General features: G+C 52.9%; 18 protein-coding genes. 12 read left to right on the top strand and 6 right to left on the bottom strand.

Annotated elements, in window-relative coordinates; translation table 11 throughout:
• Positions 1–154 precede the first annotated feature (154 nt).
• The 3 genes from pepA (at position 155) to TU92_RS21485 (ending at position 5,121) form a co-directional block, all read left to right on the top strand.
• Complete coding sequence (gene pepA, locus TU92_RS21495; protein ID WP_112169327.1) at positions 155–1,666, top strand: leucyl aminopeptidase; 1,512 nt, start codon at positions 155–157, stop codon at positions 1,664–1,666.
• 121 nt (positions 1,667–1,787) lie between these two features.
• A complete protein-coding gene (locus tag TU92_RS21490) occupies positions 1,788–2,273 on the top strand; it encodes a DNA polymerase III subunit chi (RefSeq protein WP_112169325.1) in 486 nt (161 codons plus the stop codon).
• Complete coding sequence (locus tag TU92_RS21485) at positions 2,266–5,121, top strand: valine--tRNA ligase (protein ID WP_112169323.1); 2,856 nt, start codon at positions 2,266–2,268, stop codon at positions 5,119–5,121. The genes TU92_RS21490 and TU92_RS21485 overlap by 8 nt, the downstream gene beginning before the upstream one ends.
• A gap of 77 nt (positions 5,122–5,198) precedes the next feature.
• On the opposite strand, the gene TU92_RS21480 is transcribed toward TU92_RS21485, so the two are convergent.
• Both TU92_RS21480 and TU92_RS21475 read right to left on the bottom strand, forming a co-directional pair.
• Positions 5,199–6,227: a M48 family metallopeptidase gene (locus tag TU92_RS21480; protein ID WP_112169321.1), complete on the bottom strand. Its 1,029-nt coding sequence runs from the start codon at positions 6,225–6,227 to the stop codon at positions 5,199–5,201.
• Between the two features lie 3 nt (positions 6,228–6,230).
• Positions 6,231–7,421, bottom strand: coding sequence for a YjgN family protein (locus TU92_RS21475; protein ID WP_112169319.1), 1,191 nt, complete (start codon positions 7,419–7,421; stop codon positions 6,231–6,233).
• A gap of 259 nt (positions 7,422–7,680) precedes the next feature.
• Here TU92_RS21475 and TU92_RS21470 point away from each other — a divergent pair, with 259 nt between their 5' ends.
• From TU92_RS21470 to TU92_RS21455, 4 genes are all read left to right on the top strand, one after another.
• Entirely contained in the window at positions 7,681–8,184 is a 504-nt protein-coding gene (locus tag TU92_RS21470; RefSeq protein WP_112169317.1) for a GNAT family N-acetyltransferase, read from the top strand.
• A 37-nt stretch (positions 8,185–8,221) separates the two neighbouring features.
• Entirely contained in the window at positions 8,222–8,962 is a 741-nt protein-coding gene (locus tag TU92_RS21465) for a MurR/RpiR family transcriptional regulator (protein ID WP_112169315.1), read from the top strand.
• A gap of 147 nt (positions 8,963–9,109) precedes the next feature.
• Complete coding sequence (locus tag TU92_RS21460; protein ID WP_112169313.1) at positions 9,110–10,642, top strand: PTS transporter subunit EIIC; 1,533 nt, start codon at positions 9,110–9,112, stop codon at positions 10,640–10,642.
• Between the two features lie 63 nt (positions 10,643–10,705).
• Positions 10,706–12,139 (top strand): 6-phospho-beta-glucosidase, encoded by a 1,434-nt coding sequence (locus TU92_RS21455; protein ID WP_112169311.1) that lies wholly within the window; start codon positions 10,706–10,708, stop codon positions 12,137–12,139.
• Between the two features lie 42 nt (positions 12,140–12,181).
• Here TU92_RS21455 and TU92_RS21450 read toward each other — a convergent pair whose 3' ends face one another.
• The 3 genes from TU92_RS21450 to rraB form a co-directional block, all read right to left on the bottom strand.
• Positions 12,182–13,741, bottom strand: coding sequence for a glycoside hydrolase family 43 protein (locus TU92_RS21450; RefSeq protein ID WP_112169309.1), 1,560 nt, complete (start codon positions 13,739–13,741; stop codon positions 12,182–12,184).
• A gap of 14 nt (positions 13,742–13,755) precedes the next feature.
• Positions 13,756–15,186, bottom strand: a complete 1,431-nt coding sequence (locus tag TU92_RS21445) for a glycoside-pentoside-hexuronide (GPH):cation symporter (protein WP_112169307.1) — start codon at positions 15,184–15,186, stop codon at positions 13,756–13,758.
• Positions 15,187–15,402: 216 nt separating this feature from the next.
• The gene (gene rraB, locus TU92_RS21440; RefSeq protein ID WP_112169305.1) at positions 15,403–15,828 is read right to left on the bottom strand and encodes a ribonuclease E inhibitor RraB; all 426 of its coding nucleotides are present in this window, start codon (positions 15,826–15,828) and stop codon (positions 15,403–15,405) included.
• A gap of 171 nt (positions 15,829–15,999) precedes the next feature.
• Between rraB and argF the strand changes: the two genes are divergently transcribed.
• Complete coding sequence (gene argF, locus TU92_RS21435; RefSeq protein WP_112169303.1) at positions 16,000–17,007, top strand: ornithine carbamoyltransferase; 1,008 nt, start codon at positions 16,000–16,002, stop codon at positions 17,005–17,007.
• A gap of 173 nt (positions 17,008–17,180) precedes the next feature.
• Positions 17,181–18,953, top strand: coding sequence for a sugar phosphorylase (locus tag TU92_RS21430; RefSeq protein ID WP_112169301.1), 1,773 nt, complete (start codon positions 17,181–17,183; stop codon positions 18,951–18,953).
• An 11-nt stretch (positions 18,954–18,964) separates the two neighbouring features.
• Here the strand turns inward: TU92_RS21430 and TU92_RS21425 are convergent, their stop codons facing one another.
• Positions 18,965–19,435, bottom strand: a complete 471-nt coding sequence (locus TU92_RS21425; RefSeq protein ID WP_112169299.1) for a NanQ anomerase/TabA/YiaL family protein — start codon at positions 19,433–19,435, stop codon at positions 18,965–18,967.
• Between the two features lie 416 nt (positions 19,436–19,851).
• On the opposite strand from TU92_RS21425, the gene pyrB reads away from it, so the two are divergent.
• Genes pyrB through ridA form a run of 3 tightly spaced genes read left to right on the top strand, consistent with a single transcriptional unit; the run spans position 19,852 to position 21,711 of the window.
• On the top strand, positions 19,852–20,787 hold the full coding sequence (pyrB, locus tag TU92_RS21410; RefSeq protein WP_112169293.1) for an aspartate carbamoyltransferase: 936 nt from the start codon (positions 19,852–19,854) through the stop codon (positions 20,785–20,787).
• 19 nt (positions 20,788–20,806) lie between these two features.
• Positions 20,807–21,271, top strand: a complete 465-nt coding sequence (gene pyrI / locus TU92_RS21405; protein WP_056776493.1) for an aspartate carbamoyltransferase regulatory subunit — start codon at positions 20,807–20,809, stop codon at positions 21,269–21,271.
• A gap of 53 nt (positions 21,272–21,324) precedes the next feature.
• A complete protein-coding gene (gene ridA / locus TU92_RS21400; RefSeq protein WP_112169291.1) occupies positions 21,325–21,711 on the top strand; it encodes a 2-iminobutanoate/2-iminopropanoate deaminase in 387 nt (128 codons plus the stop codon).
• Positions 21,712–21,798 lie beyond the last annotated feature (87 nt).

The raw sequence follows: 21,798 nt of genomic DNA, 5'->3' as shown, positions 1-21,798 counted from the left end.
GGGGTGTCCTATAGGAACATGCTTATAGCCGCCAAAATAAAAACTAACGCCGTTTAAGGTTAACACAGGTCGTTAACACAATGACGGGAGAGTGTCTCCGGCGACCCATTCTAGCCGTACCTCCCGCCCTTGTCTTTAAGATTCAGGAGAGTGCATGGAGTTCAGCGTAAAAAGCGGTAGCCCGGAAAAACAACGCAGTGCCTGTATTGTAGTCGGCGTTTTCGAACCTCGCCGTCTGTCACCGATTGCCGAACAACTCGATAAAATCAGTGATGGCTACATCAGCGCCCTGCTTCGCCGTGGCGAACTTGAAGGCAAAGTGGGCCAGACCCTGTTGCTGCATCATGTACCGAATATTCTTTCAGAACGCATTTTGCTGATTGGCTGTGGCAAAGAACGCGAACTGGATGAGCGCCAGTACAAACAAGTTATCCAGAAAACGATCAACACCCTCAACGACACCGGTTCTATGGAGGCCGTTTGCTTCCTCACAGAGCTGCATGTAAAAGGGCGTAATACTTATTGGAAAGTGCGTCAGGCGGTCGAAACCTCCAAAGAATCGCTTTATACCTTCGACCAGCTGAAAAGCAACAAAGTCGAACCGCGCCGTCCGCTGCGTAAAATGGTCTTCAACGTGCCCACGCGCCGTGAACTGACCAGCGGTGAGCGCGCCATCCAGCACGGTCTGGCGGTGTCTGCCGGTATCAAAGCGGCGAAAGACCTCGGCAACATGCCACCTAACATCTGTAATGCCGCTTATCTGGCATCGCAGGCGCGTCAGCTTGCCGACGCGTTCAGCACCAACATCACCACGCGCGTCATCGGCGAACAGCAGATGAAAGAGCTGGGGATGAATGCCTATCTGGCCGTTGGTCAGGGTTCGAAAAACGAATCGCTGATGTCGGTGATGGAATATAAGGGCAATCCGAATCCGGACGCTAAGCCTATCGTGCTCGTCGGTAAAGGCCTGACCTTCGATTCCGGCGGTATTTCCATCAAGCCTGCGGCTGACATGGATGAAATGAAGTACGACATGTGCGGCGCAGCAGCGGTCTATGGCGCAATGCGCGTGGTTGCCGAACTGAATCTGCCACTCAACGTCGTGGGCGTGCTGGCAGGCTGTGAAAACATGCCTGGCGGTCAGGCGTTCCGTCCGGGCGATGTGCTGACGTCAATGTCCGGCCAGACCGTCGAGGTGCTCAATACTGATGCCGAAGGCCGTCTGGTACTGTGCGATGCGCTGACTTACGTTGAACGTTTCGATCCTGAGCTGGTGATTGACGTCGCCACGCTGACCGGTGCCTGTGTGATCGCCCTTGGCCATCACATCACCGGTTTGCTGTCGAACCACAATCCGCTGGCGCATGAGCTTATCGGCGCATCTGAACAGGCGGGTGACCGCGCATGGCGTCTGCCGCTGGCTGATGAGTATCAGGAACAGCTGGATTCCAACTTTGCGGATATGGCGAACATCGGTGGCCGTGCGGGTGGTGCTATCACCGCCGGTTGCTTCCTGTCGCGCTTCACCCGTAAATACAGCTGGGCGCATCTGGACATCGCCGGTACGGCGTGGCGTTCAGGTAAAAATAAAGGCGCAACCGGTCGTCCTGTCGCCCTGCTCGCACAGTTCCTGCTGAACCGTGCCGGTCTTGACGGTGATGAATGATCTGATTCACCCGTCAAATAAGGTATAATTTTGACAATCAGGGTTTGGTTCGCCAAACCCTTCACAGGCGGGCGCACCCAGTTGCGCCCCTGTTTTTTCTCAGCAGCACAGTGAACTCATCATGAAACAGGCAACCTTCTTTCTTCTCGATGCGCCGGATGCCAGTGGCGAGCTCAGCTCGCACGAAGCGCTGGCCTGTCAGGTCGCCGCTGAACGTTACCGGATGGGCAAACGTGTCCTGCTGGCTTGTGAAAGTCAGGCACAGGCCGAGCGTCTGGATGAAGCACTCTGGAAGCGCGATCCGACCCACTTCGTGCCGCACAATCTGGCGGGGGAAGGCCCGCGTTTTGGCGCACCGGTGGAGCTCTGCTGGCCGGGCAAGCGGGGCAATGCGCCGCGCGACCTGCTGATCAGCCTTTTACCTGAGTTTGCAGATTTTGCTACTGCTTTCCATGAAGTGGTAGACTTCGTTCCTTACGAAGATTCCCTTAAACAACTTGCGCGCGAACGCTACAAAGCCTATCGCAGCGTGGGTTTCTCTTTGACGACGGCCACGCCGCCCTCAGTCACCACATCGACCGACGAAAATACGAAGCGAAATGGATAAGACATATAACCCGCAAGACATCGAGCAGCCGCTTTACGAGCACTGGGAACAACAGGGCTATTTCAAGCCACATGGTGATACCAGTAAAGAAAGCTTTGCCATCATGATCCCGCCGCCGAACGTAACCGGCAGCTTGCACATGGGTCATGCTTTCCAGCAAACCATCATGGACGCCATGATCCGCTATCAGCGCATGCAGGGTAAAAACACCCTGTGGCAGGCGGGGACTGACCATGCGGGTATCGCAACGCAAATGGTGGTTGAGCGTAAGATCGCTGCTGAGGAAGGCAAAACCCGCCACGACTACGGCCGTGAAGCATTCATCGACAAAATCTGGGACTGGAAAGCAGAGTCTGGCGGCACCATCACCCGCCAGATGCGCCGTCTCGGCGACTCCGTGGACTGGGAGCGCGAGCGCTTCACCATGGACGAAGGCTTGTCCAACGCCGTACGCGAAGTATTTGTCCGTCTGTACAAAGAAGACCTGATTTACCGTGGCAAACGTCTGGTGAACTGGGATCCGAAACTGCGCACCGCGATTTCTGACCTCGAAGTCGAAAACCGCGAGTCCAAAGGATCCATGTGGCATCTGCGTTATCCGCTGGCTGACGGCGCGAAAACGGCTGAAGGTAAAGATTATCTGGTGGTCGCCACCACCCGTCCGGAAACCGTACTCGGTGATACCGGCGTGGCAGTGAACCCGGAAGATCCGCGTTACAAAGACCTGATCGGCAAAGAGATCATTCTGCCGCTGGTTGGTCGTCGCATTCCAATTCTGGGTGATGAACACGCCGACATGGAAAAAGGCACCGGCTGTGTGAAGATCACCCCGGCGCACGACTTTAACGACTATGAAGTCGGTAAACGTCACGGCCTGCCGATGATCAATATCCTGACGTTCGACGGCGATATCCGTCAGACCGCTGAGGTGTTCGACACCAACGGTGAAGAAAGCGACGCGTGCAGCAACGACATTCCAGAGCAGTTCCGTGGCCTTGAGCGCTTTGCAGCGCGTAAAGCCGTGGTGGCGGCGTTTGAAGAAGCCGGCCTGCTCGAAGAGATCAAACCTCACGATTTGACCGTGCCTTATGGCGACCGTGGCGGCGTGGTGATCGAGCCAATGCTGACCGACCAGTGGTACGTGCGTACGGCGCCGCTGGCGAAAGTTGCGGTGGAAGCCGTAGAAACGGGCGAAATTCAGTTCGTACCAAAACAGTACGAGAACATGTACTTCAGTTGGATGCGTGACATTCAGGACTGGTGTATTTCCCGTCAGCTGTGGTGGGGACACCGTATTCCGGCGTGGTATGACGCCGAAGGCAACGTGTTCGTTGGCCGTGATGAAGCGGAAGTACGCAGCGAAAACAATCTGGGTGCAGACGTGGTGCTGACACAAGATGAAGACGTGCTCGATACCTGGTTCTCTTCCGGTCTGTGGACGTTCTCCACGCTGGGCTGGCCAGAACAGACGCCTGATCTCAAAGCCTTCCACCCTTCAAGCGTAGTAGTCAGCGGCTTCGACATCATCTTCTTCTGGATCGCGCGCATGATCATGATGACCATGCACTTCGTGAAAGACGAAAACGGTAAACCGCAGGTGCCGTTTAACACCGTTTACATGACCGGGCTTATCCGCGATGACGAAGGGCAGAAAATGTCCAAGTCGAAAGGTAACGTCATCGATCCGCTGGATATGATCGACGGTATCTCGCTGGAAGACCTGCTGGAAAAACGTACCGGCAACATGATGCAGCCGCAGCTGGCTGAGAAAATCCGCAAGCGCACCGAGAAGCAGTTCCCGAACGGCATCGAACCGCACGGCACTGACGCCCTGCGCTTCACGCTGGCGGCGCTGGCTTCTACAGGCCGTGACATCAACTGGGACATGAAGCGCCTTGAGGGTTACCGCAACTTCTGTAACAAACTCTGGAACGCCAGCCGCTTTGTGCTGATGAACACAGAAGATCAGGATTGTGGTCTGAACGGCGGCGAACTCGAGCTGTCACTGGCTGACCGCTGGATCCTCGCGGAATATAACCGTACAGTGAAAGCCTACCGCGACGCGATGGATACTTACCGCTTCGATCTGGCCGCCAGCATTCTGTATGAATTCACATGGAACCAGTTCTGCGACTGGTATCTGGAACTCACCAAACCGGTCATGAACGGCGGCAGCGAAGCACAACTGCGCGGCACCCGTCATACGCTGGTGGAAGTGCTGGAAGGTCTGCTGCGTCTTGCGCACCCGATCATTCCGTTCATCACAGAAACCATCTGGCAGCGCGTGAAATCACTGAAAGGCATCACGGCTGAGACCATCATGCTGCAACCTTTCCCTGAGTTTGACGCGGCGAAAGCAGACGAACTGGCGCTGGCCGATCTCGAGTGGATCAAGCAGGCGATCATCGCTATCCGTAACGTGCGTGCCGAGATGAACCTGTCTCCGGCCAAGCCGCTGGAACTGCTGCTGCGCGGTGCAAGTGCTGATGCACAGCGTCGTGTGGAACAGAACCTGAGCTTCATTCAGTCTCTGGCGCGTCTGGAATCCATCACCATTCTGTCTGCTGGCGACAAAGGCCCAGTGTCCGTCACCAAACTGGTGGAAGGCGCTGAGCTGCTGATCCCAATGGCCGGTCTGATTGATAAAGACGCCGAACTGGCGCGGCTGGACAAAGAGATGGCGAAACTAGACGGTGAGATTGCCTCTATCGAAGGCAAACTGTCTAACGAAGGTTTTGTGGCGCGTGCGCCAGAAGCCGTTGTCGCGAAAGAACGTGACCGTCTGGCAGCCTGTGGCGAAGCCAAAATCAAAATTGCAGAACAGAAAGCGACTATCGCTGCGCTGTAATGTTGATGAATGCCTGAAATGACGAAGGCCGCGCAAGCGGCCTTTTTTATGCATCAGATTCAGTGATTTAAAACCTGCTATTGCCTTGCGGCATCCCGAATATGTTCCACCCGCGACTGCATCGCCGGGTGCGTACTCAGCCAGTCAGGCAGGCTGCTGTCACTGATTTCTTCTTTCTGCGATTTTGCTACGAGCAGCGAATACATTTGCGCCATCTGCTCAAGTGAACGCCCTTCCCGCTTCATTTCCGCAATCGCCCAGTCATCCGCATCGCGTTCCATACCGCGTGAGAACTGCAACTCATTGGCAAGAGACGCGGTTTGCAGCAAAGTATCGCCGATACCGCTGACATCACCGGTCATCCACAACAGCGTCAGCGAAACCAGCGAAGAACGCACCAGCATGCGCATCGGATGACGGTAAACGTGATGACCTATCTCATGCAGCATCACCGCCGCCAGCGCGTCATCGCCGGGGCTGAGGGCGACCAGATTGTCGCTGAGGACCAGCGTGCCGTCAGACAGCATAAACGCATTGGCCACATCGGGAATATTCATCAGTTTCAGGCTGACTGGTGTCCGGTCATTGCGCAACGACGGCGGCGTTACCTGGCTGAACAGAACCTGAAGCGCTTTCTGCCGATCTGGCGGTAACGCTGAATCCTGAAAATCACTGGCCCGGAGAAGCGTCATCGTATGACGACCGAGGTTTTGCTCAATCGTGGTCGGAATGCGCAGCGCAATCGCATTGCTGGCCCACGGCAGTAATCCATAGACGTAGAAAACGATCAGCAGACAGGTCGCCAGCAGCGTAAGGACAACGCCACGTTTATGGCTTTCCATACGATAGACCCAGCCCGGCTTGCGATGTTTGAGTAACCAGTGGCGAAACGCTGCATCATCAGCGGGAACAAAACGGCTTCCGTCGGGGAACGTAAGAAACAAGGGAATGGTGCCCAGCGCATCAGAAACGTCAATCTCACTGAGGGTAAAGCGGGTTTGTGATTCAGGCGTATCCAGCGTCACAAACTGCCCGTTTTCCAGAAAAAGGCGGGCAGCCTCACGCGCTGCCCGTCCCGGAGGCTGATAAAAGCCTTCAATATTCATGTGTTACAGACCGACACCAAGATCAAATGCCTGCGCCACTTCTTCCGCAACAGCCGTATTGGCAGAGTCGCCGTGCGCCTGAACGTCCAGCAACGACAGGTCGCCAGAAACAGCCGTTGATGCGGCCACGTAACGCGCAGAACGCACATGGGCCACCGGCGTTGCCAGACCCAGTGAGAACACCACGATCAGCGCGTTGGTGAACAGCAGCCCCAGATAGGACAGCGTTTTCATGGAGGAATGCAGTTTTACACCGTCGCCGATACGTGTCTGGTTAAACACGTAATTGCGAACCGCGACCACCTGGTAGCTGGCAACCACCAGCGAACCGACCAGAAGAATGACGATGGCAAAGAAGAAATCGAACATATTGCTCATCAGCATCGCGGCGGCCATTTCATCAGACATGCCGCCCATTAAGACCATCTGGTATATCGTCGTGAAGAACGAGCCCATCAGCCAGAAGGCAAAAATCAGGAACGGCAGGAATAATAAAATGCCCAGCAGGCTGTATTTAATAAAGGCCGCCTTCTTCAATTCGGCGCGAAACGCCGTCTTTCCGAAGAACATATTATTGACGTATAAATCATGTGTCATTGCGCTGATAATACCCTGCACCGCAGCAACACCCGGCACTAATGCCACAGCCACCAACACCATGCTCAGCAATATCGCGCTGATACTGGCACTTTGAACGGCGATCAATACCACAAACATAATGGGAATATACAGCGCCAGCATCAGCAGGATCGGGCACAGGTACATGGTCCAGTAAGCACGGCCCACTTTGCAGTGATAGTTAAAACGCACGCCACGGTAACTGGTCATAATCGCATTGTAACGCCAACTGCGGACAATCACCCACGGCAGCAAAGCAAAAAATGCCAGTACGAACAGCAACGCCAGCTTCGGCATTAACGCTGCTAAAATATAGAATACAATAATACCGGCGATCACCAATAAACGCCCTTTCAATATTTGAATTGGCCTGGCGTGATAATCAAAGCGATCACCATTTATTTCAGTATTACCCAGAAAATAACGACGACGGCGTACTGTCGCCCACGCAGAATAAATCCCCAAAGTGACGATGGTCAGTAAAGCATTCACCAGCCAGATTGCGAAATATTCCCCGCCCTTACCATGAAAACGAACCTGATGCAGGCTATCGTTGTGTTGATTATTATCAGACATTTTTATCTTTCGTCCTGAAAGGAATGAGAAACCGTCTCTCTTATAATGAAGAAAGAGGCGTAGTGCTTGGTGTAACGCTGAATATTTAATCACGCACGTATACAATCAAGCAATAAAATCTTTACAATTCAGATGAAAAAAATTCTCATTTGGGATAAGTATTAGAACGATGAGGGGACGGCAGCGTTGCATCTGCACGCCCTAAAATGGTATTAAAACGGTCTGTTTGATTGCCTATAGTGGAAATTGAGTGAGTAACATGACGACCTCCCTCCCTGTCAGCGTCCTGGTGCGCCCGATCCGCCCTGAAGATAATGCTGCGATCGCCAGTGTGATCCGTCACGTGTCCGCCGAATTTGGCCTCACGGCAGATAAAGGTTATACCGTGGCTGACCCAAACCTGGACCATTTGTACGAAAGCTACAGCCAGCCGCGCTGTGCTTACTGGGTGGTGGAGCTGGACGGCGTTGTCGCCGGTGGTGGCGGTATGGCCCCGCTGTCAGGCGCTGAGGACGATTTGTGCGAGTTGCAGAAGATGTACTTCATGCCTTCGCTGCGCGGTCAGGGACTGGCGAAACGTCTGGCGCTTCAGGCCATTGACCATGCACGCCAGCAGGGGTTTGCCCGCTGCTACCTGGAAACCACTGCCAGTCTGACCCAGGCTATCGCGCTGTACGAGCGTCTCGGTTTCCAGCACATTGATGGCGCAATGGGGAATACAGGTCATGTCGATTGCGAAGTGACGATGATAAAATACCTGTAACTGCGTTTTCGCTTTCCATTATCTGACAGGCAGCAACATGTTCACTCACAAAGCCATTTCCGCGTTAAACGAACTGGAACTGACGGTTTATAACTACATCGTCAAAAATGGCGACAAAGTGATGTACATGACTATCCGTGAACTGGCGGACGCCTCTGGAGTGTCCACCACCACGGTGCTACGGTTCTGTAAAAAAATGGATTGCGACGGCTACTCGGAATTTCGCATCCGTTTTAAACTGTTTTTAGAACATGAAGAAAAACCGCCTGTGTCATTCGGCATCAGCGAAATAATCAGTTATTTCAAAAGTATTAATAACAGTGAATTTGATGAATTATTAGATCAGGCCGCGATACAAATTGCTAATGCACAGCGCATTATATTTGTCGGCGTGGGAACATCCGGCTCACTGGGTAAATACAGCGCACGTTTTTTCTCGAATGTCGGTAAATTCAGCACCTTTATTGATGACCCTTATTTTCCGATCAACAGCGATATGTATAAAGACGCTATCGCTATTATTCTTTCAGTCTCCGGTGAAACAGAAGAAGTCCTGCGTTTTGCCACCCAGTTCAGCCAGCATAACTGCAAGATTATCAGCCTGACCAACAGCGAGAACTCAACGCTGGCGCGGATGGCCGATCTGAACATCTCTTATCATATGCCGCAAATCGTGCTTGAAGGTCAATATAATATTACCACGCAGATCCCGGTACTTTATATTATCGAGACCATCGGCAAGAAATTACCTTTAATAAAACGTGACGCAGCGCAATGAAAAAACAAGGTGTTTTAAACTTGTGACATATTCCTAACCCTGTTTTTTGTTATATCGTGACATCATCCTTTCTTTTGCTACACTCCTGCCAGCAATTAAAAAAATAAAACATCATCTCTGTACACCCCGGCAGGAGAATAATAAATAATGGCTATTGATTACGCTCAGACAGCTCAGGATATTGTTAAATATATCGGCGGAGAAAATAATGTGATTAGCATCACACATTGCGCCACACGCTTACGCTTTGTTCTGAAAGATAATAGCGCCGTCGAGAAAGAAGAATTAAAACGCGTAAAAGGCGTGATTACTGTTATCGAGGCCGGAGGCCAGATGCAGGTGGTGATCGGCAACCACGTCAGCGATGCCTACAAACAGGTGCTGAAGCTTATTCACATAGATGAAAACGCGCCGGTTTCTGCGCCGAACGTCGGCATTGTCAGCCGCGTCATGGACGTCATCTCCAGCATTTTCACGCCATTCCTTTATCAACTCGCCGCCTGCGGTATTTTACAGGGGATTATCTCTTTCCTCGCTGCGGTCGGCATCATGGACGCCAACAGCGGCACCTACCGTATTCTTAACTTTGTTTCATGGACGGCGTTTACCTTCCTGCCGGTCATGATCGCTTTCACCGCGGCGAAAAAATTCAACGTCAATCCGTTCACCGCAGTGATTACCGCCTGTGCGCTGATAAGCCCGGATTACATGAACATGCTGACGGCGTTTAAGATTACGTCCATCAACTCAGCCGATCCGGCCATGCAGCAATTAATGCGTGAAGCGGTGAATAACCCGGAAATCGCCCGCATCCTGACGGACGTGGTTGGTATTCCCATCGCCGCGCCAACGCTCGATTTTCTTGGCATACCGGTGAAATACCTCAGTTACACCGCCTCGGTGATCCCTGTCATTCTGATGGTCTGGGCGATGTCATACATTGAACGTTTCTTCAATAAAGTGCTGCCGATCGTTATCCGTAACCTGTTTACCCCGATGTTTTGTATCGCCATTATGGTACCGATGACGTTGCTGGTCTTCGGGCCGGTAGGCAATCTTATTGGCGGCGCGATTGGTGGCGTTTATAACTATCTTTACCACCTCAGCCCGACCGTGGCCGGATTCTTCGTCGGTGCATTCTGGCAACCGCTGGTTACACTGGGCGTCCACTGGGGCATTACGCCGGTCACTGTCGGCAACTACGCAACGCTGGGCTACGACACCTTTACCGGCCTGCAGGCTTCCGCCGTCTTCGCGATGACCGGCAGCATGTTTGGCGTTTACCTGAAAACCCGCAGCCGCGAGATGAAAGGCATTTCTCTTTCCGCTGGCGTCACCGGGTTGTTCGGCATCACCGAACCAGCCATTTACGGCGTCGCGCTGCGTCTGAAAAAACCCTTCTTGTGCAGTTGCGTCGCGGGCGGCATCGGCGGCGCGATAGCCGGCTCCTTCAATGCCGTGTCCTGGAGCTACTGCCTGCCCGGCATCGCCGTGCTGCCGGTCTTCTTCAAAGAAGGCCACATGCCACAGTTCCTTGGCTTCCTGCTGTCGATAAGCGTCGCCTTTGTCCTCGGTGCTCTGTTCACCTGGCTGGTTGGCTTCAAAGATGAGCCAGACGTCGTCGCCACCAAAAAGGTTCAGGCAGAAGCTAGACGTGCCACGCAGGCAGAAATGAATTAAATCTGAAATACCCGTGTAAAGGGCGGAGGTCTCCGCCCGCATCAAACATTAAGGGAGAACGAAATGAGCCATCAGTTACCAAAAGAGTTTTTATGGGGCGGCGCGGTTGCGGCGCATCAGGTTGAAGGCGGCTGGAATAAAGGCGGTAAAGGCGTCAGCATTTGTGACGTGCTTTCCGGCGGCGCGCACGGCGTTGACCGCGTAATGACCGACGGCGTGCTCGAAGGCTACAGCTATCCGAATCATGAAGCCGTGGATTTCTATTCCCATTACAAAGAAGACATCGCACTGTTCGCCGAAATGGGCTTCAAATGCTTCCGCACGTCGATTGCCTGGACGCGCATCTTCCCGAACGGTGACGAATTACAGCCGAACGAAGCCGGTCTGCAATTCTACGACGATATGTTTGATGAGCTGCTCAAACACAACATCCAGCCGGTCATCACCCTCTCCCACTTCGAAATGCCGTGGCATCTGGTGAAAGAGTATGGCGGCTGGAAAAACCGTCAGGTGGTGGATTTCTTTGTGCGCTTTAGTCAGGTGGTGATGGAGCGCTACAAAGGCAAAGTTAAATACTGGATGACCTTCAACGAGATCAACAACCAGCGTAACTGGCAGTATCCGTTGTTCGGTTATTGCTGTTCCGGCGTGGTCTTCACCGAGCAGGAAAACCCTGAAGAAACCATGTATCAGGTGCTGCATCACCAGTTCGTGGCCAGCGCCAAAGTGGTCAAACTCGGCCACGAGATCAACCCTGATTTCCAGATCGGCTGCATGATCGCCATGGTGCCGCTGTATCCGTTCTCCTGCCATCCGGACGACGTGATGTATTCCGTCGAAGCGATGCACGAGCGCTTCCTGTTCAGCGACGTCCACATGCGCGGCTACTACCCGGCGTATGCGCTGAAAGAGTGGGAACGTCGTGGCTTTAACATCAAAATGGAAGACGGCGATTTGCAGGCGCTGCGCGAGGGTTGCGCTGATTACATCGGCCTGAGCTATTACATGAGCAACGCGATTTCGGCGCACAACCCGAGTGATGATAACGGCTTGTCCGGCTTCGCGGGCAGCGTACCTAACCCGCACGTCAAAGCCTCCGACTGGGGTTGGCAGATTGACCCGGTTGGCCTGCGCTATACGCTGAATATTCTGTATGAGCGTTATCAGAAACCACTGTTCATCGTCGAAAATGGTTTTGGCGCGATCGACAAAGTGGCTGACGACGGTATGGTTCACGATGATTACCGCATCGCTTATCTGAAAGCTCACATTGAGCAAATGAAGAAGGCCGTGCTGGAAGACGGCGTCGAGCTGATGGGCTACACCCCCTGGGGTTGCATCGACTGCGTGTCCTTCACCACCGGCCAGTACAGCAAACGCTACGGCTTCATCCACGTCGACAAAAACGACGACGGCACCGGCACCATGGCGCGCTCCAAAAAAGAGAGCTTCGGCTGGTATCAGAAAGTGATTGGCAGCAACGGCGAAGTACTTTAAGAAAATGACAGCCAGCCCTGCACGGGCTGGCTTTGTTTGGAATTATTCCGCCTTCATCTCGAAATACGCAAATTCGCCGTATCCCGCTTCAGCGTTCACCGCCGACGAGACAGAATAAATACCGATTTTCGCGCCGACCCATTTTCCGGCTGACGCGGCAAATTGAGGTTCAACGGTTTTCCAGTCTTCTGCCTCATCCTGTTTGAAGGAGAAACAGCAGACGCCATGCGATAAGACGTTCACCCTGATAAACACCGCATGCCCGTGCCGCAAAGCTGCCAGCACAGTTCTTCGCTGGCTCAGTTCGCCTTTATCGCTCATCCATCCGAAATCAAACACCAACCTGTTTTCGCCCTGCTGCTGACACACGGATACCGCGCCATACCTTTCGCCATAGACGATCAACCCGCTCTGCTCACCGTCGTGGCTAAAGTGAGGGGTAATGCGTGTGGTGACGGTAAATTGTGGCGCAGAGAACTTTTGAAGCAACAGTTGCGGCGTGTCGTACAACGCTCGCGGCCCGGAGGGTAAACACGCCAGCCTCAGTCCAGCCGCAGACGGTTTCACCCAGTGACTTTGCGGGTTCGCCTGCCATTGCCATTGCAGCCCGAAGCGGCCTTCGGCAAAGTCGTCAGACGTTTGTGGAGCGCAGGGCCAACCAGATGAACAACCAGCAGGTTTTGCATAAACCGATACCGGCTGTCCGAGTCCTTGGGCATCCACTTGTTCGCCAATTTCCGGCCAGTCATCCTGATTCCAGCGCATCGGTTGCAGATGCACAATACGGCCAGCGTGTGCCGCATCCTGAAAATGCACAAACCAGCACTCGCCATTTTTCAATTCCACCCAACCGCCCTGGTGCGGGCCATTTACTTTGGATGTCCCCTGATGTAAAACGTCGCGGCTCTCGAACGGACCGGTTATCTCACGGGAGCGAAGTACCGTCTGCCAGCCGCTCTCAACACCTCCGGCGGGCGCAAAAATGTAATACCAACCGTGACGCTGATACACCTTTGGCCCTTCGATTGTCGGGTGAGAGACCGTACCATCAAAAATGATCTGGCCTTGATCGAGCAATGATGTCGCATCGGGGGACAATTCGCACAGCTGTAACTGATGCTTGATACCGGACCGACTGTGAGCAAACGCATGCACCAGCCACGCCCGCCCGTCGTCATCCCAGAACGGACAGGGGTCGATCCAGCCTTTTACCGCTTTAATGCAATGTGGCTCACTCCAGGCTTTCAGCGGATCTTCGGCGTAAGACATAAAAATGCCTTCATCCGGCATGCTATAAAACACCCAGAACAGCCCGTTGTGATAACGAATGCTGGGTGCCCAGATCCCTTTTCCGGGCTGTACGCTGTCGTAAGCCGGATAATTAATCCGTGGCACGACGTGATTGACGAGAGTCCAGTTAACCAGATCCGTTGAATGCAAAACCGGCAGGCCTGGAATATGGTTAAAGCTTGAGGCGACCATATAAATATCATCGCCCACGCAGACAATATCCGGATCAGAATAGTCAGCATGCAGGATCGGATTCTGGTAGCGTCCGTCGTCTGAATCTGCGATCCCATCATGTTGGATTGCTATCGCCATACCGAGGTTCTCCATTATTTAACGGCCATCACAGGGGCCATATGACCGGCTTCGTTTTCCTGTTCGCGGGCAATCTCCACGCTTCGTTTCGCCAGATCGTGTTGGATATTTTTCATCGTGGCATCATCGAGTTTGTAGAAACGGGCGAGGAAATAGAGGATCAGATAAGAAATTGAGGGGCCGACAGTCAGCAGACCAATAATACCGGTAGTGGCTAGCGCGGTTTGGGTTTCTGCGCCTGCATGGTAACCAAACCAACCGAGAGAAAATCCGACCAACGCACCGGCAAACGCCATGCCGAGTTTTAAGGCGAATAAGTTACCGGAGAAGGATAATCCGGTGATCCGCCGTCCGGTTTTCCATTCTCCGTAATCCGCTGCATTTGCCATCATGTTCCATTTAAACGGCTGATACATCTGGTGTAAAAAACCAATAATGAAATACAGCGGAAAAATAACCGGCAAGAATTTCGGCGGCACAAAGAACATCACGACACCCGCCAGAACCAGCAGCAGATTGATATTTTTAAACATCGTCAGCGTACTAAAGCGCCTGGCAAAATACCCCGCCGCCATCGCCCCGAATATCGTACCGACCACGCTGGTGGTAATAAACGTGCTTTTCATCGCCGTACCACTCACCAGACTTTGTCCTTTATCCAGCATCAGATAGGTCGCGTAATACAGCGTCGCCGAACTGCGCATGACGCCCGCCATGCTGGAGAAAAAGGTGATGATGGCAACAATCCGCCACTGGTCATTCGACAGCAGATTCTTTAAATCACTACGCACCGAGACATGTCGAGTATCCTCAGCGGTGATGCGTTCTTTGGTGAAGCAAAAACAAAACACCAACATACAAATGGCGATGACGCCCATCACCGCCATTGTTGCCTGATATCCAGCCTGCAAATCCTCTTTCCCAAAATAATCCACCAGCCACAATGTCCCGACGGAAACCAGCAAACCGGCCAGAGAGGAAATCGTAAAACGGTAGGATTGCGCGGAGAGCCGGTCTTTATCATCCGAGGTGATCACACCGCCCAGCGCGCAGTAAGGAATATTGATAAACGTGTAGCACAGCATCAGCAGTGAATACGTAATGTAGGCGTAAAGTAGTTTGCCCGAATGCCCGAAATCCGGCGTGGTGAAGGTCATGACCGCCAATACCGCGTAAGGGATCGCAAACCAAATCAGCCACGGACGAAAATGCCCCCAACGTGTTTTTACGCGGTCGGCGACAATCCCGGTGAGCGGATCGCTGACAGCATCGAGAATGCGTGTAACCAGAAACATCACCCCGACAGCTGCGGCGGAGAGACCGTAGATATCCGTATAAAAGTACGTCAGAAACATCGTGACGGAGGAATAAACGATCCCGCACGCGGCATCTCCCATACCAAAACCGAGTTTTTCTATAACAGACAATTTCTTTACGGCTGCCATAATCTGACTCCATACCATGAGGTAGAATAACTTTCAGAATTGGTATGTTAGCTTTTAGCCGTTGTATTGAATTTAACCATATTTCACTTAGGGTTTATGAAATTTGCTTAATGCGAAGGGAGTCACAAAGGGGACTGTCATGCACAAACAAAAAAGGCCACCGTCTCCGGCAGCCTTTTCTTTCTTCATGAATCGAAATTCAGAAGCCCGACTCAATCAATGACGTTTACCGTCATCATCTTCATCGATGAAATCTTCATCTTCGCCTTCTTCACCCTCTTCGTCGTCATCGCCTTCGAAGTAAGTACCCCAGCCGTCGTAGTTTACGCCGTTGGTTTCAGCCAGATTCATCAGTTGCTCAACCTGGGTGTCGATCAGTTCTGCATTCAGCGCAACTTCGCTGATCACGTCGCAGCACATCATGACAGTACCGTCTTCCGCTTCCAGCTCTTCCGGGTCGGAAACTTCATAACCCAGTTTGAACGCTTCAACGACCGCTTTCTCCAGCACTTCAAACTTCTCTGAAGATAAGTGGTGTTCGATGGTGTAAAGCGCGTCAGGATCACTGCCATCATCCAGCAGTTCTTCGATGATTAAGCGAGTTTCTTCACGTTGTTCTTCCAGCAATTCACGGTTTGCCATTTCTCTGTCCTCAATCAATGTGACGTTTGTAGTCTATTTTCACACACCGCAGGGCCAGCCTCCACTATAAACAACGACAAAGTTTTTACTTCAGGGTTGTAATTGCATATTCATCCAGATAAATTGAATTTTAATTCAATCCGAAATGCTTACGCGCTATGGAGCGACATCATGAGTTTGTTGAGTAAACGTCATTTTCTCAGGTTACTGGATTTTACCCCGTCAGAGATTTCGTCCCTGCTGAAACTCTCCGCTGAACTCAAAGCAGCAAAGAAAAACGGCACCGAAAAAGCCCGCCTGCAAGGCAAAAACATCGCGCTCATCTTCGAAAAAGACTCAACCCGCACACGATGCTCTTTCGAAGTTGCCGCATACGATCAGGGGGCGAAAGTCACTTATCTCGGCCCGAGCGGCAGCCAGATCGGCCATAAGGAGTCGATGAAAGATACCGCCCGCGTACTTGGCAGAATGTACGACGGTATTCAGTATCGCGGTTTTGGGCAGGATAACGTTGAAACGCTGGCGGAATTCGCCGGTGTACCGGTGTGGAATGGCTTAACCAACGAATTCCACCCGACGCAGCTTCTGGCTGACCTGCTGACCATGCAGGAACACTTGCCCGATCAGCCGCTGAAAGGGATGCGTCTCGCCTATCTGGGGGATACCCGCAACAATATGGGGAACTCGCTGCTGGAAGCCGCGGCGCTGTGCGGACTGGATTTACGCCTTGTCGCGCCATCAGTCTGCTGGCCGGACGCTGAACTGGTCGCGACCTGCCAGCATCTCGCCACCGAAAACGGCGGCAAGATTACCCTGACCGAGGATATCGCAACCGGCGTGAAAGATGCGGATTTCCTGTATACCGACGTCTGGGTGTCGATGGGCGAGCCGAAAGAAGCCTGGAAGGAACGCATCACCCTGCTGCGCCCTTATCAGGTCAACAGCGCGATGCTGGCGATGACCGGCAACCCAAACGTCAAGTTCCTGCACTGCCTGCCCGCTTTCCATGACGATCAGACGTCGCTCGGCAAACAGATGGCACAAGAGTATGGCCTGAACGGCGGTATGGAAGTGACCGATGAGGTGTTTGAATCGGCGCACAGCGTGGTGTTTGATCAGGCGGAGAACCGTCTGCACACCATCAAAGCCGTGATGGTGGCCACCCTCGGCACGGAATAATTCATCCCGGCATCATTCGCGTTTTTCCCGGATGATGCCGCATTTTTACGCCAGAATCCTCTGCTATCTCCCCTTTTTGCCTTCACAGCCCTTCATTTTCAACTAACCTTTTTACAGCGCGTTGGTTTTATCACTCCATCAGAAAAACAGTAACGCAGTAAGAAGGAACCGATATGAGCTCAGTTAATCTTGAGTATGTCCTGCGACTGGAAAGCCTGCTAAGCAGGATTTACCCCAGAGAACACATCGCCGATCTGCTGAAAAAAATCCTGCATCTCGCCGACAAATGGAACTACGGCAAACATCGCACCACGCACTGGGTCGATGGCACAAATATTTATCTCATCACCTACGGCGATAACCTGCGCCACGGCGAACAGCCGCCGCTGGCGACGCTCAATCATTTTGCCAATACGTATCTGCGTGAAATCATCAGCGATATTCATATTTTGCCGATGTACCCGTACAGCTCGGACGACGGCTTCAGCGTGATCGACTATCGGCGGATCGACGAAAATCTCGGCGGCTGGTCGGATATTCACCACCTTTCTGAAAACTTTAATCTGATGTTTGACTGCGTGATCAACCACATCTCGCGCTCAAGCGACTGGATGAAAGGTTATCTGCACGACGATCCGTACTACCAAAATTACTTTATTGCCTCCAATCCCGAGCTTGATTACAGCCGCGTCGTTCGCCCCCGCGCCTCGCCGCTGCTGACGCCGTTTATCAAAGCCGACGGCACCGAGCCCTATCTGTGGACGACGTTCAGCGAAGATCAGGTGGATATCAATTTTAAAAATCCGCAGGTACTGCTGGAAAGCATCGATGTGCTGCTGCAATACGCGGCCAGCGGCGGGCAGTCGATCCGACTCGATGCAATTGGTTATATCTGGAAGGAAGTGGGCACGTCATGCATTCACATGCCTCAGGCGCACAACATCATCAAAGTGTGGCGCACCATCCTGGATGAGGTGATCCCCGGCACGCGGCTCATCACAGAAACCAACGTGCCACATCACGAAAATATCAGCTATTTCGGAGAAGGCGATGAGGCGCACATGGTGTATCAGTTCCCATTGCCGCCGCTGACGCTGCACGCTTTTTTACGCGAAGACACCACCACGCTGACAAAGTGGGCGCAAAGCCTGAATGCCGAAGCGCGCTACCCCGAGACGACGTATTTTAACTTTCTTGCCAGCCACGACGGCATCGGCTTACGCCCGACCGAAACCTTTCTCAGTGATGATGAGCGTAAATATATGGCGCAGGAAACGCTGCGCAAAGAAGGTCGCGTCTCCTATAAAGACAACGGTGACGGCACCCATTCGCCTTACGAGCTGAATATTAATTACCTGAGCGCCCTGACAGAGCCGGAAGATGACATCGAGATGAAAGCGCGCAAGTTCCTGGCGGCGCAGGCGCTGTTGCTGTCATTCATCGGCGTGCCGGCAATTTATATCCACAGCCTGCTGGGCAGTGAAAACGATCTCGAGGGGATGCACCAGTCGGGCATCAACCGGCGTATTAATCGCAAAAAGCTGGATCTGGACAAGCTTGAAGCCGAGCTGGAGAAAAAAGACGGCCTGCGCGCCCGCATATTCAACGGATTGCAGGACCTGATTAAGCACCGCCGCGCCCATCCTGCGTTCTCTCCGCAGGCCGGTCAGCGGGTTTTTGATCTCGGAAAATCGCTGTTTGCGATGGAGCGTTATGATCCAAAAACCGAGGATCGCATTACCTGCGTGTTCAACATCAGCAGCCATTCACAGGTACTGAAACTGGCAGTGGAAGGTAAGGATCTGATCAGCGGAAACGCGTTCGCCGGCCAGACGCGACTCCAACCATGGCAGGTGGTGTGGATCAAACATAAACTGAAAGCGCCAGAACGTCTTGGCAGGCTGCGTCGCTGGCGGATGAAGTTATTTAAGCGAAGTAAGCGCTAACCCACAAAAACTTAAACGGGTAAAACGCTGACGTCCATTTTGACCACGGCTTTGCGCACGTTGGCCGGTTCGCCGACGGCGCACAGCGGTTTATGGACTTCGCCAGGATAGAACACCACGAAGTCACCGGCCTGCATGATCATGGTTTTTTCCTGTTCGCCGGCGGCGAGAAACGCGATGTCTTTATCAGCCAGCCAGTCAGTATCGACATAACCCGCCGGTAAGTTGCTAAACGTCATCCCTTCGGTGCCGTTCAGGACAATCTGGATATCCAGATAACGCGCATGGAATTCGGCGCGGCGCTCCGCCTGGGGCGCGGTGGAATCATTAGAAATCAGTACAAATACGTCGTCGCCGCAGATATCGTGTTTACCCAGCGAGGTGTCGGCGGTGATGTTCTGTTTAACGAACTCGATGGCTTCGCGCAATGCGGCGGGCAGATAAGGCACTAAGTGCAGTTGATGAATGTTGCCGGTGATCATGAGTTTCCCTTCGTTAAGTTAAAAATGAAATGATGTTTCAATGTCGTCTCATGATAAAGCACTGCGGTTGTCCGCCATTTGATCCAGTTAACAGTTTTCACCTGCGAAGAGGCGCGCAGCCAACCGATTGCCTGTGAGTGATTTTTCCGCTTGATGTCGTCGGTTACGCGCGTATAATGCGCCACAATTTGCCGGGAGAACCCATGAACAATTGCCACGTTTTGCGCTCAGACGATCGACCAAACGCCGTGCCATCAGGCAGCCCGCTGCCGTTGTTCTTCCGTTGTATTGCCGGTCAGCGTTCAGTTGATCAAAAAGAAAGGCCCCTCATTGCAGGGGCTTTTTTTTGTCTGAAATTTGAGTGCGCACCTGTCGGAAAGCGCATCTTTTAAGAACAAAGAAACAGGAGAATGACGATGGCGAACCCGCTGTATCAAAAAGACATCATTTCAATCAACGATCTCAGCCGCGAAGAGCTGGAGCTGGTGCTAGACACCGCCGCCAGCCTGAAAGCCACGCCGCAGCCCGAGCTCCTGAAACACAAAGTGATCGCCAGCTGTTTCTTCGAAGCCTCAACACGAACGCGTCTGTCCTTCGAGACTTCCATGCATCGCCTCGGCGCATCGGTGGTTGGATTTTCCGACAGCAGCAACACTTCGCTCGGCAAAAAAGGTGAAACGCTGGCCGACACCATTTCGGTCATCAGCACCTACGTCGATGCCATCGTGATGCGCCATCCGCAGGAAGGCGCGGCGCGCCTGGCGACAGAATTCTCCGGCGGCATTCCGGTTCTTAACGCCGGTGACGGCGCGAACCAGCATCCGACGCAGACGCTGCTGGATTTGTTTACCATTCAGGAAACCCAGGGGCGTCTGGATAACATCAAAATCGCGATGGTCGGCGATTTGAAATATGGTCGCACCGTCCACTCTCTGGCGCAGGCACTGGCGAAATTCAACGGTAACCGTTTCTACTTCATCGCGCCCGACGCGCTGGCGATGCCGGGATACATTCTGGCGCTGCTTGAAGAGAAAGGCATTGAATACAGTCTGCATAGCAGCATTGACGAAGTAGTGCCGGAAATTGACATTTTGTACATGACCCGTGTGCAGAAAGAGCGTCTGGATCCGTCCGAGTACGCCAACGTCAAAGCCCAGTTTGTGTTGCGCGCCGCCGATCTGGCGGACGCACAGCCGCACCTGAAAGTTCTGCACCCGCTGCCGCGCATCGACGAAATCACCCCGGACGTTGATAAGACGCCTTACGCCTGGTATTTCCAGCAGGCCGGTAACGGAATTTTCGCGCGTCAGGCATTGCTGGCGCTGGTTCTGAACGCAGATACTGCACAGTAAACTTGAGGAGAAAACGACTATGACTCACGACAATAAACTTCAGGTTGAAGCGATCAAATGCGGCACGGTCATCGACCATATTCCGGCGCAGGTTGGGTTTAAATTGCTGTCGCTGTTCAAATTTACCCAGACGGAACAGCGCGTGACCGTCGGCCTGAATCTGCCGTCCGGTGAACTTGGCCGCAAAGACATCATCAAAATCGAGAACACCTTCCTGACCGATGAACAGGTCAATCAGCTGGCGGTCTACGCTCCGCGCGCGACGGTGAACCGCATTGATGATTACGAAGTGGTGAAGAAGCTGATGCCGACGCTTCCGGACCGGATCGTCGGCGTGCTGCGTTGCCCGAATGGCAATTGCATCAGTCGTTTTGAGCCGGTGGATTCGAGCTTTGCGGTGAAACAGCGCGCTGACGGCGTGCATCTGAAATGTAAGTATTGCGAGAAAGAGTTTGAGCATCAGGTCGTGCTCAACAACGACTGACCGATTATACTGGCGCGAATCTCGTTCCAACTACTCAATAATCAGGAGACATTATGTCCCGCGAAATCAGTACTGAAAACGCTCCAGCCGCCATCGGTCCTTATGTTCAGGGCGTGGATCTGGGCAGCATGATCATCACCTCCGGTCAGATCCCTGTGGATCCTAAAACCGGTGCCGTCGCCGAAGACATCGCCGCTCAGGCGCGTCAGTCACTGGAAAATGTGCAGGCTATCGTCGAAGCCGCTGGCCTGAAAGTCTCAGATATCGTGAAAACTACCGTTTTCGTGAAAGATCTGAATGATTTCGCCACCGTTAATGCCACTTACGAAGCATTCTTTACCGAGCATAAAGCACCTTTCCCTGCGCGTTCATGCGTTGAAGTTGCCCGTCTGCCAAAAGACGTAAAAATCGAAATCGAAGCCATCGCTGTTCGCCGTTAATTCGCGAAAGCATCAGGTTTTGATGAGCCAGCCTTCGGGCTGGTTTTTTTTGCCGAAATCAACACCTGACAATGACTTTAATTAACA

It is taken from the genome of Rahnella inusitata (genome assembly GCF_003263515.1).
GTDB lineage: Bacteria > Pseudomonadota > Gammaproteobacteria > Enterobacterales > Enterobacteriaceae > Rahnella > Rahnella inusitata.
Note: the sequence above shows the minus strand (reverse complement) of the source record. Positions and strands in the feature narration are given on the sequence as shown.